This window comes from Euzebyella saccharophila (genome assembly GCF_014855495.1).
Classification (GTDB): Bacteria; Bacteroidota; Bacteroidia; order Flavobacteriales; family Flavobacteriaceae; genus Euzebyella; species Euzebyella saccharophila.
Window position 1 is genome coordinate 343,023 of the sequence record NZ_JACYFJ010000005.1, and the last position, 11,208, is coordinate 354,230.

The following is an 11,208-nucleotide window of genomic DNA, read 5'->3' on the forward strand; positions in this document are numbered from 1 at the left end:
ACTTTTTTGTTTTGTATACTTTTATTTTACTTGGTCTTCTTCTTCGCATCTTACCAATTTTCGGGTAAAGAGATTGTTTTTCTTAATAGTTTCGGCGATCCCTTTGGGTAACATTTCTTCCCAACCCTCTTCATCATTGATGATTCTCTTTAAAACATCTCTCGAGAAGATATGCATAATTTCCGGGTCGTAATCTATGATGTCCATTACCTTGCCATTGTACTTAAAGAATTTGTACAATTCTTTCATTCTAGGATGAACTTTCACATTATTGCTGGTCATAATCTGACCAGTTTCTGCATTTTTCATAGGATAAAGATAGACTTGTAGTTCTTTGAAGAACAATTTTCCAAATGCCTCCAAAATGCCTCCACTCAAGTGTCTATAGTATTTTTCGTCAAAAATATCCACAAGATTGTTAACGCCCATGGTGAGACCAATCTTGGCTTTGGTGTATTTGTTGAGATATTCAACCAATTTGTAGTATTCTTGAAATTTAGATATCATAACCGTATGGCCCAAGGCGCATAAAAGTTCTGCGCGATCCATGAAATCCTGTTCATCAATTTCACCCGAGGCCTTAAGATTGGACAGGGTAATTTCAAAAATGACAATGGTATTGTTTTGGTCCACCGCCTGATCACGAATAAAAATATCATGTGATTTATGGAACATGTCCATATTCACTTTGGTTACCGGCCTAAAACTTCCCCGCAACGCCAAAATATTCTTCTTGTAAAGGACTGCGGCAGGTAGTAAATTGTTGCCGTCAGGACCAAACATAACGGCATCGGTCATGTCATTTCTAATAAGCTGTAAGCTCATTAACCTATTGTCTACATCCTTAAAATTGGGACCTGAAAAATTAATCATATCTATCTCCACCGTATCCTTATCGATATGGTCATATAAATATTTCAACATTTTCCTTGGCTTATGGTATTTGTAAAAAGCACCATAAATTAAGTTAACACCCAGAATTCCAAGCGTTTCTTGTTGTAGTCTAGCCTCATTTTGCTTAAAGCGAATGTGTAGGATAATTTCATCAAACTCCTTTTGCTTAGGGTCTAGCTGAAATCTAATTCCCACCCAACCATGACCTTTGTACCTTTTGGAAAAATCTATGGTAGCCACGGTATTGGCGTACGCAAAGAACAAACGGTCAGGATGTCTGTCTCGGCTAATACGCTCTTCCATTAGGCGCATTTCATGGGATAGCATTTTTTTGAGACGGGATTGAGTAACATACCTACCGTCCTCTTCAATTCCATAAACGGCATCACTAAAATCCTTATCATAAGCGCTCATCGCTTTGGCAATAGTGCCAGAGGCGCCACCGGCCCTAAAAAAATGCCTGGCCGTCTCTTGGCCAGCACCAATTTCGGCAAAGGTGCCATAGATGTCAGGATTTAGGTTGATTCTTAGGGTTTTAGCCTTGATGGAAGGAATATTTTCAAAGGAAGTGTCCCTTTTTAGAACTGATGCCATTGGGTCGATTTTGTGTAAACAAAGTTAAAAAGTTCAATCTATCTATTAAATTATTTAGTTATAAATTTGGCTTTAGATGAATGAGCCGTTAAAAATTACTTTTTTAGGCACCGGAACTTCTCAAGGTATTCCAATAATAGGGAGCAAACATCCTGTCTGCCTTAGTGAAAATTCAAAAGATAAAAGACTTAGGGTATCTATCATGATATCTTGGGGCAACTATAATTATGTGGTAGATTGCGGACCCGATTTTAGGCAGCAGATGCTTACCCACAATGTAGCTAGATTGGATGGTATTTTGTTTACTCATGAACATTCAGACCATACTGCTGGACTCGATGATATTAGGCCCTTTTTTTTCAGGCAAGGAGATATTCCTATATATGCACATGAAAGGGTCGCAAATTCATTAAAAAAACGATTTGATTATATATTTACAGATGCCAATAGGTACCCAGGCGCTCCCGCTGTTGCCGTAAACACCATTGAAAAAGGAGTTTCTTTTGCTATTGGAGACAAATTGGTTACGCCCATTGAGGCCAATCATAACCGAGTGCAGGTATTTGGTTTTCGATTGGATGATTTTACCTATTTAACAGATGTGAAAACGATTTCGGAGGTAGAAAAGAACAAAATTCTTGGGACTAAGGTGTTGGTGGTGAATGCCCTTAGGGAGGAGCCCCATCATTCCCATTTCAATTTGGAAGAAGCGCTTAGCTTTGTAAAAGAAGTTAGGCCAGAGAAAGCCTATCTTACACATATTAGTCACTTGTTAGGTTTTCACGATCAAGTAGAAAAGAAACTTCCGGAAAATGTACATTTGGCCTACGACAATTTAATTTTAACTATCTAAATTTTCTTAATTACTGATGAAAAGTAAAATCTTCCTATACCTATTTTTGTTTGTTTCCCTCATCTGTTTATACCTTTTTGTAAGCAATGGGAATATGATGAAAGCCAAAGATGCCAAGGTTTCCAGTTTGGAATCAAAAGTGGCCCAATTGGAGGAAGAGGTACAAAATGAAAAATTAAAAGTCCTGGAAATGCAATATTTTTCTTTAGAGAACAATGATGATGCCTTGGCTTATTATGACCATTTAGATATGGACGATCCCTCAAGGTATATTGCAGATAAACTATTGGAAACCAATGAAAATGAAGGCGATAATCCTTTAGTTCCCTATGAAGGTATGGAAAGTGATTTTAAAATCAATAAAATCAAGGTTTTGAACCATAAATGGATTCTTACTGATTTTTCAGACGGTAAGTACTGGGGAGAGCTGCTCATAAAATACGAACTGAAGGATGACATGGGAGTTGATTTTACGACTCTGGATCATTTGCTGTATACCCGTAGCAACTAGTTTATATTTTGTCTTCCAACCACTTTTTAAAGGAATAAAAATTCTGTGGAGATACGCCATGACCCACTGGAAATTCCTCGTATACATGATTTACCCCTAGTTTTTTAAGAATTTCTGGAGCTCTTTGGGCCCATTCTGGCGGGATTACCTGGTCTACCTGACCATGAGAGGCATACACCTGTAATTTCTTATGATCCTTTTCTTGGTAATCATTCCCTAGTATTCCTTCATTGATATATCCACTGAGCGCTATCACATTTTTGATTTTTTCGGGATAGGAAAGTGCTACGGAATAACTTAAAATGGTGCCTTGGCTAAAACCTAGGAGAGTGACTCTTGTAGTATCCAAACCATAGGTTGCACAGGCTTCATCAATAAACGAAACAATCTTTTCCCTAGATTCCTTGGCTTGCTCATCATCGCTCCATTTACCTTGTTCAGCATCAAAATTAATGGCGTACCAGGCATGTCCAAAAGGCTCTAAGCGATATGGGGCTCTTACTGAAATTATACAAAGTTCGTCCGGTAGTTCGGGAGCAAAGGAAAATAAGTCTTCCTCGTTACTACCGTAGCCATGGAACATAAACATAACTGGAGGTTGACCGTCATTAATGGACGAGGGCTTTATTATATGTTCTAAAGATAAAGGTGCGGTGGTCATGTTAAGTTGGGGGTAAAGAGAGTAAAGTTAAATTTAGCTGATAAATGTAAACCATTTTTGAAAATAGGGTCCCAAAATTGGTATAGACTGTTTTTTCTCGCTTAATGCTCCAAAAAAACCGTAGAACCACAGAATGGAATACGATAGCATCAACCCAAAGAAAGAATAAATGTTTCCCCAATTACTGGACAGAATGCCAAAGGCAATAAACAATAGGTGGAGCCCAAAAGCCTGCCTTATGTGAAATCTGGCAAAACTATTTTTAGGTTCGGCATTCATACTAATGGCAATAAGTGAACCTACAATGGTAAAATAGGCGGTTATTGCGGCAGTTTTGCCTTCCTTTATATTCTCTTTCATCAACTTATCCGATTGTTCCTATTATGGGGAGCGGTTCTGCTTTTCCGTTAATCGCATTTACAATGCCCAAGATGATAAGTACAAGAATACCTAACCCAATGATTGTTGAAACAATGCTTAAAGAACCTGGCAGGAACCAACTTAGAACAGAATTGGCCAATCCCAAAATCACAATCCGCAGGGATTGTTCTATATGAAATTGGGCAAAAGCGTTGTTTTTATTATTGTTCATAAAGTACGCGATGATTAATCCTATAAAGGTGATGTAACTAATGATCGCAATGGTCTTTCCTTCTGTAATGGTATGTTGGTCCATAATCCTATGTTTTGGTTCTTACTAATTTAGTACAATTTTGGAGTTGTTGATGCTGCCGTAAACGCGCCCTTTGAGCGTTCTATTAAGAAACATACTGTTTTTAGAGGTGCTGTAAATATGCTCCTCCGTAAACTTTATTTTGGTATCTGGGTCAAACAAAGTTAGATTGGCTGCCTGACCTTCTAAAAGGACCGGCTCCGTTACTCCAAAAGTTCTTCGGCCTTGTGTCAACAAATTCACCGTTTTTTCTGCCCCCAGTAGAACATTAAGTGCACTAAAGGCACTTTCAAGCCCAATGGTACCATAATTGGCATTGTCAAACTCAACACGCTTTTCTTCAATGGTCAAGGGGGTATGATCGGTGCTTACAAAATCAATTACACCAGATTTAATACCTTTTAGCAATGCTTTGGAATCTTCTTTAGTACGTAAGGGAGGCATTACCTTAAAATCCGAATCAAATCCTTCCAGTTCGGTATCGGTGAAAAATAGATTGTGTACTGCAACACTACAGCTAACATTGAGCCCCTTTTTCTTTGCTTCCGCAATAAGGGAAACTGAATTTGCCGTTGAAATGGTGGGTATGTGCAGTCGCCCGCCCGCATATTCCAAAATGAAAAGGTCTCTCGCTATCTGAAGTTCTTCGGCCAAAGCGGGGATACCTTTTAATCCTAATTTAGTAGAAACTTCACCTTCATTTACGATTCCTTTCCCTTTAATTTGGGTGTCCAACGGAAAAGAAAAAACCAATCCATTAAAATTTTGGGTATATTGAAGTGCAATTTTTAAGAGGTTGGAATTTTTTATAGGTAGCTTATAATCATAATAGCCAACAGCTCCGACGTTTTTCATGTCAAAAAGTTCTGCCAAGTCTTCACCATCCGCATTCATGGTCAAAGTACCTAATGGATGTAGATTGGTAAGTTGGTTTTTAGCAGCGTTCTTTAAAAAGACAATGTCAGGGCTGCTATCGGGAACCGGATGAACATTAGGGTTCAATATTATATCCGTAAACCCGCTTTTTGCCGCAGTAAGAAGTCCGTTTTCAATGGTTTCCCTATCCTCATGACCAGGTTCCCCAAAACTTACACCGGTATCCATCCAACCCAATGAAACATGCAAATTCTCTAAACGGATTATCTGTGTGGCCTTTTCTCCTTCAATTTTATCTGCAATTTTAGAGATAATTCCATCCTCAATTAGGATGTCCCGTTCTTTTAAATGTATATCCTTTTGATTGGAGTTAACAATTGTGGCCGACTTTAAAAGGATGTTCATTTAAGGAATTTTTGAATGAGTATTTCAACCATAAGAAATAACAGCGCTAAAATAACAAACCATTTCCAAAGCTCCGTAACCCTATTGTCTTTTTCCAAACCGACAAATAATTCGGCAAGGGAGCTGTAAGTTTTAATATTCTCTTTTTCTTCAAGTTGTAGATAGTTCAACCTGCTTTCATTCCTGTTAAAATTAAAACTGGCATGTCCTACAGTTTTACCATTGTCTAAAATATTGAAAACTCCATCATCCGTAAGATGGTCATTAAAAGTAAGTCGCACTTTGTTGGATAATGATTGTTGAGGAGGAATAAACTCAAGCCCTTTTTTTGCAAGTTTAAGAATACCATCCTTTCTTAGAGCAACTGTTACATCCAAAGAATTTTCGTCACCTAACGTATAATATAGATGAGGAATTTTGAGACTGTTGCTACCCATTTTATAGAATGTAGGAACTATCAAAGGAGAGTTTTTAAAATTGGAATAATCCTTTGACAATGGCGATGAAAACACATAAATGGTATCATCACCTACTAAAAAGGGAGTTTGGTCTTGGTAGGCCAGGGCAGATGGTAGAGATGATTGGATCTTATAATGAAAACGAGTATTGGGATATTGAAAATTGGTAACGTTTTTTTCAAAAACGTTGGCAAATAATGGATGGTTAAAACTTATGCTTGTTATTTTTTTTTCCGATTCCAATTTTGGTCCGATTGTAATGTTGCTTAATTGGGATAGAAATAAATTGTAGGATGAGTTATCAGTCTCCGCTGCAGGTATAATTGTAATATGACCTCCCGAAGCAGCAAATGCTCTTAAACTAGTGGCTAAAGTTGATGTAATTTCTTTAAGTTCGTTTAGGATGATGAGATTCTGTTCTTCAATTTCACTGTAATTTAAATTTTTGAGAAGGGCAGATGCGTATAGGAACTCATCTGAGGTAAATATTCGACTTAAAAAATTGCTTTCTTCTTCACTAACGGTCAGTACCTTAATTTGCTCCCTTTCCTCAATATTAAAGAAGAACTTGTTGTCATAGTTAAGCCCCGTATCTACCAATTCTATTTTCCCATTAAATTGCTCTCCCTTTGGAATGGTAAAAGTAATGGCTCCTTGGTTTTGTTCATTAAAGGATGCTGAGCTTTTAGCGGTTAATGTACTGTCATTGTAAAGAGAGACCGGGATGTTGTCCAACTGGTTTTGACTTGTTAGTTTTACGGAAAGATTTAGATAATCTCCTTCCGTTTTCTCCAAAAAAACAGAGTCGATGGATACATTGTTTTCGCTATCACCTTTTAACTGTACCCAATGCTTTTGAATTTGTTGACTGGAATCTGATGAAATTTCACCCAAAGCATTTTGAAAATCCGATACCAGAATTAGGTTTTTGTCAGTCTGGTCATCTGCGGAAAAAAAAGTTTGCGCCTTTAACTCTACCTCCTTAATAGTTAGTTGCTTAAAGCTATGTTCAAGGGATAATAGTTCATTCTGTATATCCTGAACCCGAACATCCTTAAAAGTTCTTGTATTGGTGAATAGTGTAAGGCGTTGGTCTTTAGGTGCCGACTTAATAAAGTCTTGAACTGCATTTTGCAGAAGTGTGATTCCTTCTTTTTTTAGCTGCATGCTAAAAGAATCATCAAGGTAAATAATGTTCTCTTTTTCTTTTAAAGCTTGATTTTTGGCAAAAAAGGGTTGGGCAAAAGCAGTGACCAAAGCTGCCAACAATAGAAGTCTAGTAACCAGCAACAACCACTTTTTGAGGGTATTGCTCTTTCGTGATTCAATAACTACCTTCTTGAGCAGTTTTACGTTCGTAAAAGGAGTTTTTTGAAATTTTCTAAGTTGAAAAAGATGAATAAAAATAGGAATCAGGAGAAGAAATAATGCCCAAAGAAGTTCTGGATGTTTAAATTGCATATCCTGAGTTGAGTAAGCAAATATAGATAAAAAAGAAGGATTGCTTTAGAACGATAGCTAGCAAAAAAAGAAGTAATCTTCCATATTTTGATGACCTAGTTTAGCGAGATATTTTTTAATGGATTCTTGGGCTTGCTCATTGGCAACTGTAATGATGCTCTGTGGGTTTTCAATATTTTTAAGCGTAGAAAAATGCTGCATTTCTACCCCATAGATGTCCTTTCCTATTTTGTTGGGGTTATCACACAACCATATAAACTTAAGACCTGCTTTTTGTAGACCTTTGGCAATTTCCTTGCCTTTATATCCCGCACCCCAAATGGTTAAAACGCTATCTTTCTTGTAGTCGATATTTAAAAAATAATGCAACTTAATACCAAGAAAATAATTTTGGGCGTAGTGTTCACTGGTTCTGGAGGTTCTATGATCGTAATCCCTCCAATAGTGTAAGACCTGATTGCAAGGAATACATTTTAAATTGTTCCGGTAGAATCTGAAAGTAAGATCATAATCCTCTGGATACCGGTTGGAATCAAATGCGCCTACTTTTAATAGATCATCGCGGTAAGTCATCCAACAAGGCGAAGGAATGACACACTCTTTATAGATTTCATTGTAGTTACTACCGTTTTCGGTAAGATAGTTCAGCCATTTTTCGTATCGGGCATACCCATTACTGATTCCTCTACTTGAAAAATAGGTCACCTGACCTACCGCTACATGGCCATTACCCTCACGAAGTAATGAATTGACCATAACTTCAAGTTTGTTTAATGTCATAATATCATCGGAGTCCATTCGTGTTACCATTTGGCCTTTACTTTGATTAAAAGCATGTCTCAAAGCCTGTATAATACCGCTTCCGGGGTTTTTGGAGAGTTTTATTCGTTCATCTTTATGGGCATATTCTTCTACTATTTGATAACTGGAGTCACTGGAACCATCATCCACTGCCAAAATTTCCCAATGCGAATAAGTTTGTTCAATTATGGAGTTTAGGCAATCTGGAAGAAACTCCGAAGTATTTTTAAAAGGAATGAGAATACTGACCAGCGGATTTTGCATGAATGCAATTTACATAAAACGCTTAGTAAAGTGTAATGGATAAAAAGAGGGGTCCTTAAGCCAAAATAAATTTCAATTTTACTTTAACCTAATAAAAAAGGTTCTTATATTTGCACCCGCTTAGGAGAAATGGCAGAGTGGTTGTCCTGATAGCTATCGGGAGCGGCAATTTTGAAAACTAAAACTTCTAAGACATATTGGAGAAATGGCAGAGTGGTCGAATGCGGCAGTCTTGAAAACTGTTGAGGGTCACACCTCCGGGGGTTCGAATCCCTCTTTCTCCGCCAGTAGACTTAAAAAGCCCCTGACAGGGGCTTTTTTTATAGATGTTATTTTTGGTGCTAGTTAATGTTCCCAAGCCTAAGGAGCGGGAATAATGTTTTTGTCCAACGCTTGAAGTTTACTAACCGAATGTTATGTAAACATACTTCTTTTTGGAGCTTTTCCGCTTTGTACAGTTGTCATTTTAGAAATCATAACTTAGAGGAAAGTTTTAATAAACGATGAAAAAGACAAAGACAATTGATGCAGTTTTAATTGGTTTCCTAGTTGGAATAATTGCATGGAGTGTATTTAAAAATTCATGGGGTTTAGTCACATTGATTCCATTAGTTTTAATTTTTAGATTGATTAAAAAATCAGAGAAGTAATTTCGAAAAGTTCGAAAATCGATACTTGCCTATTCCATAAATAAGACCTAAATTGAACCATAGTTATTAATATTGGTTCGATATGGCTGTAATTAGAAAATCCATCACTTTTACGCAACAACAAGAAGCCTTTGTAAAAAGTTTGATAGAGCAGGGGTTCTATACTAACGATAGTGAATATATCAGGGACATAATCCGGAAGGATCAAGAGCGTAGAAAACGCATTGTGGACCTGAACGAAGCTCTTATTGAAGGTGTCGAGAGTGGTCCTACCGATGCTACTATAGATAGTATTTGGGAAGAAGCGATAAATGAGCACAATGCCGGAAAATAAATATGTCATCAGTGCAAAGGCAAGGGATGATTTTAAATCCATTGCCAAATACACGGTTGAAGAATTCGGGGAAGCACAATCCTTAAAATATGCAGAGGGCCTCAAAAGTGTTTTGGACGAACTGGCCAAAAATCCCGAACTTGGTAGGAGATATGTGGCCATAAAGGATAAAATGTTACTACGTTATCGTTACAAGGCACACGTAATCTTTTACTACATAATAGGGAACCAAATATTCATTGTAAGGGTTTTGGGCGGTCGAATGGATTTTCCAAAACATCTTAAGTAAGGTTCAATTAAACGATGCGTTTAGATTTTAAGACAGGCAAGCTTTCTTGTCGCCAAGCTGATATAACCCCACCGAAGCTCTTTGATGAAAATTTCGAAGAGGGCTTAAGAAGGGTATTACCAAGTCTACAAAAGTCTTCCGGAGATTATCAACGCTGGCAATGGTTTAATTTGAGACATGATTCAATTACGATTCAAAATGAGTTTAAAATTCATTTTAGTTTTTGTTATAAATGGGATTGGACCAAAGATGAACATCCTAGGCTATTGTACCTCTATGTTAATTTTACTGAAGGGTATTTAAAAAATGAAGTTTTTAAAAAAGATAGTTTAAGATATAGTGAAAAGCTCAAAAAAGTAAAATGCCTTTATCTAAAACTTTTGCAGAATTTGACCCGGGAGAATTTGAAGATGGATAAGAGAAATGTTATTTCTTTTCCTTGGGGTAGGGCTCGCATCGATAGGAAGAAGAAAATATTTTATGAACTTACCCTTTATTGGGATTAGTTGAGAGTAATAAAACTTGTAATTCGATTATGGTTTTACCATTACTTTTAGGAATCACTCTCGCCTTTTGGGGTCTAGCTTATATTGGTAAGTATGTCGCTTATTCAAATGGAATCAAGATTAAAGGTACAGTAGTAAAAGGTGCATATAAGAGGCAAGGTAATGGACTATTCAAAATGATGTTGGCGGAACTAACCTATACATATCAAATTGAAGGAGCCACATATTCCAACACCGTAATTACTGATACTGACAAATACCAACAAAAGACCCTATTGATGCATGGCGAGTATATAACTGTATTAGTCAATAAAAACAAACATAGTGATTCAACTATTAATTCACCTTTTTACTACTTAAAGCGAAGCATATTTTTACTTTTTATAGGTGTTATTATAATTTTTGTTGCATTCACTTAAACATTGAAAATTAAATTTAGGTTGTATATTGATTTGTAGCCTTCCCTAAAAATGTAGCTGTAGCCTTCCCTATTTTCTACAAATGATTATTCAGAGCAAAAATGTAAATACAGTTTCGCTTTTCTCTTGAAATCAAGGTAAATGAGTAAATATCTGTAGCCTTCTGCCCATAAATGACTAAATTTATAACTTACAATTCCTTTTTGGTAAACTAAAACATGGGAAGAAAAGTAGTTACATCAATTTTGACAATTATATCGATTTGTCTTTATGGTCAAAATAACAGACTGACATCAGAAGTAATTGACCTTACAGATAGACTTGAGACCTCTTTGCATGATAATAAAAAACTATCTCAAGACCCTAATTTAAATCGCTATATTTATTCGGATACTATGAAGGCTTCCCTGTTTTTGAAGGCTTCCCTGTTTTTGAAGGCTTCCCTGTTTTTCAAACAGTTTAAAAATCAACTATTTTTAGATTATGAAGAAAAGCAGATTTACCGAAGCACAGATAGTATCTATGCTCCAACAGTACGATTCAGGAATGAAGGTCACCG

The 11,208-nt window shown here is 36.7% G+C and carries 15 protein-coding genes and 1 tRNA gene; 9 read left to right on the forward strand and 7 right to left on the reverse strand.

What is annotated here, in order from left to right:
* Window positions 1-21: 21 nt before the first annotated feature.
* Window positions 22-1,488: a TonB-dependent receptor gene (locus IL355_RS15755; protein WP_192463065.1), complete on the reverse strand. Its 1,467-nt coding sequence runs from the start codon at window positions 1,486-1,488 to the stop codon at window positions 22-24.
* Window positions 1,489-1,564: 76 nt separating this feature from the next.
* Here IL355_RS15755 and IL355_RS15760 point away from each other — a divergent pair, with 76 nt between their 5' ends.
* Together IL355_RS15760 and IL355_RS15765 are read left to right on the forward strand one after the other, a co-directional pair.
* Window positions 1,565-2,341: an MBL fold metallo-hydrolase gene (locus IL355_RS15760; RefSeq protein WP_192463066.1), complete on the forward strand. Its 777-nt coding sequence runs from the start codon at window positions 1,565-1,567 to the stop codon at window positions 2,339-2,341.
* Window positions 2,342-2,357: 16 nt separating this feature from the next.
* On the forward strand, window positions 2,358-2,852 hold the full coding sequence (locus IL355_RS15765; RefSeq protein ID WP_187458189.1) for a hydrolase: 495 nt from the start codon (window positions 2,358-2,360) through the stop codon (window positions 2,850-2,852).
* Window position 2,853: 1 nt separating this feature from the next.
* Here the strand turns inward: IL355_RS15765 and IL355_RS15770 are convergent, their stop codons facing one another.
* Genes IL355_RS15770 through IL355_RS15795 form a run of 6 tightly spaced genes read right to left on the reverse strand, consistent with a single transcriptional unit; the run spans window position 2,854 to window position 8,451 of the window.
* A complete protein-coding gene (locus IL355_RS15770; protein WP_192463067.1) occupies window positions 2,854-3,513 on the reverse strand; it encodes an alpha/beta hydrolase in 660 nt (219 codons plus the stop codon).
* Between the two features lie 33 nt (window positions 3,514-3,546).
* Window positions 3,547-3,873, reverse strand: a complete 327-nt coding sequence (locus tag IL355_RS15775) for a hypothetical protein (protein ID WP_192463068.1) — start codon at window positions 3,871-3,873, stop codon at window positions 3,547-3,549.
* A gap of 4 nt (window positions 3,874-3,877) precedes the next feature.
* Window positions 3,878-4,189, reverse strand: coding sequence for a hypothetical protein (locus IL355_RS15780; RefSeq protein ID WP_187458191.1), 312 nt, complete (start codon window positions 4,187-4,189; stop codon window positions 3,878-3,880).
* A gap of 21 nt (window positions 4,190-4,210) precedes the next feature.
* Complete coding sequence (locus IL355_RS15785; protein WP_192463069.1) at window positions 4,211-5,467, reverse strand: dihydroorotase; 1,257 nt, start codon at window positions 5,465-5,467, stop codon at window positions 4,211-4,213.
* Window positions 5,464-7,386, reverse strand: a complete 1,923-nt coding sequence (locus tag IL355_RS15790; RefSeq protein ID WP_192463070.1) for a BatA domain-containing protein — start codon at window positions 7,384-7,386, stop codon at window positions 5,464-5,466. Before IL355_RS15790 ends, IL355_RS15785 begins: the two co-directional genes overlap by 4 nt.
* A 57-nt stretch (window positions 7,387-7,443) precedes the next feature.
* Window positions 7,444-8,451, reverse strand: coding sequence for a glycosyltransferase (locus IL355_RS15795; RefSeq protein WP_192463071.1), 1,008 nt, complete (start codon window positions 8,449-8,451; stop codon window positions 7,444-7,446).
* A gap of 199 nt (window positions 8,452-8,650) precedes the next feature.
* On the opposite strand from IL355_RS15795, the gene IL355_RS15800 reads away from it, so the two are divergent.
* From IL355_RS15800 to IL355_RS15830, 7 genes are all read left to right on the forward strand, one after another.
* Window positions 8,651-8,738, forward strand: a tRNA-Ser gene (locus tag IL355_RS15800).
* Between the two features lie 216 nt (window positions 8,739-8,954).
* Window positions 8,955-9,101: a hypothetical protein gene (locus IL355_RS15805; protein ID WP_192463072.1), complete on the forward strand. Its 147-nt coding sequence runs from the start codon at window positions 8,955-8,957 to the stop codon at window positions 9,099-9,101.
* A gap of 82 nt (window positions 9,102-9,183) precedes the next feature.
* On the forward strand, window positions 9,184-9,435 hold the full coding sequence (locus tag IL355_RS15810) for a type II toxin-antitoxin system ParD family antitoxin (RefSeq protein WP_192463073.1): 252 nt from the start codon (window positions 9,184-9,186) through the stop codon (window positions 9,433-9,435).
* Window positions 9,422-9,724, forward strand: a complete 303-nt coding sequence (locus IL355_RS15815) for a type II toxin-antitoxin system RelE/ParE family toxin (protein ID WP_192463074.1) — start codon at window positions 9,422-9,424, stop codon at window positions 9,722-9,724. Before IL355_RS15810 ends, IL355_RS15815 begins: the two co-directional genes overlap by 14 nt.
* A gap of 14 nt (window positions 9,725-9,738) precedes the next feature.
* A complete protein-coding gene (locus IL355_RS15820) occupies window positions 9,739-10,230 on the forward strand; it encodes a hypothetical protein (protein ID WP_192463075.1) in 492 nt (163 codons plus the stop codon).
* Between the two features lie 29 nt (window positions 10,231-10,259).
* A complete protein-coding gene (locus IL355_RS15825; RefSeq protein WP_192463076.1) occupies window positions 10,260-10,649 on the forward strand; it encodes a DUF3592 domain-containing protein in 390 nt (129 codons plus the stop codon).
* A 218-nt stretch (window positions 10,650-10,867) separates the two neighbouring features.
* Window positions 10,868-11,208: hypothetical protein (locus tag IL355_RS15830; protein WP_192463077.1), on the forward strand; the 341-nt coding region annotated here is incomplete at its 3' end.

Bases quoted from the DNA above. Each gene is read 5' to 3' on its own strand.
- IL355_RS15755 (WP_192463065.1), bottom strand. From the start codon at position 1,488: ATGGCATCAGTTCTAAAAAGGGACACTTCCTTTGAAAATATTCCTTCC.
- IL355_RS15760 (WP_192463066.1), top strand. From the start codon at position 1,565: ATGAATGAGCCGTTAAAAATTACTTTTTTAGGCACCGGAACTTCTCAA.
- IL355_RS15765 (WP_187458189.1), top strand. From the start codon at position 2,358: ATGAAAAGTAAAATCTTCCTATACCTATTTTTGTTTGTTTCCCTCATC.
- IL355_RS15770 (WP_192463067.1), bottom strand. From the start codon at position 3,513: ATGACCACCGCACCTTTATCTTTAGAACATATAATAAAGCCCTCGTCC.
- IL355_RS15775 (WP_192463068.1), bottom strand. From the start codon at position 3,873: ATGAAAGAGAATATAAAGGAAGGCAAAACTGCCGCAATAACCGCCTAT.
- IL355_RS15780 (WP_187458191.1), bottom strand. From the start codon at position 4,189: ATGGACCAACATACCATTACAGAAGGAAAGACCATTGCGATCATTAGT.
- IL355_RS15785 (WP_192463069.1), bottom strand. From the start codon at position 5,467: ATGAACATCCTTTTAAAGTCGGCCACAATTGTTAACTCCAATCAAAAG.
- IL355_RS15790 (WP_192463070.1), bottom strand. From the start codon at position 7,386: ATGCAATTTAAACATCCAGAACTTCTTTGGGCATTATTTCTTCTCCTG.
- IL355_RS15795 (WP_192463071.1), bottom strand. From the start codon at position 8,451: ATGCAAAATCCGCTGGTCAGTATTCTCATTCCTTTTAAAAATACTTCG.
- IL355_RS15805 (WP_192463072.1), top strand. From the start codon at position 8,955: ATGAAAAAGACAAAGACAATTGATGCAGTTTTAATTGGTTTCCTAGTT.
- IL355_RS15810 (WP_192463073.1), top strand. From the start codon at position 9,184: ATGGCTGTAATTAGAAAATCCATCACTTTTACGCAACAACAAGAAGCC.
- IL355_RS15815 (WP_192463074.1), top strand. From the start codon at position 9,422: ATGCCGGAAAATAAATATGTCATCAGTGCAAAGGCAAGGGATGATTTT.
- IL355_RS15820 (WP_192463075.1), top strand. From the start codon at position 9,739: ATGCGTTTAGATTTTAAGACAGGCAAGCTTTCTTGTCGCCAAGCTGAT.
- IL355_RS15825 (WP_192463076.1), top strand. From the start codon at position 10,260: ATGGTTTTACCATTACTTTTAGGAATCACTCTCGCCTTTTGGGGTCTA.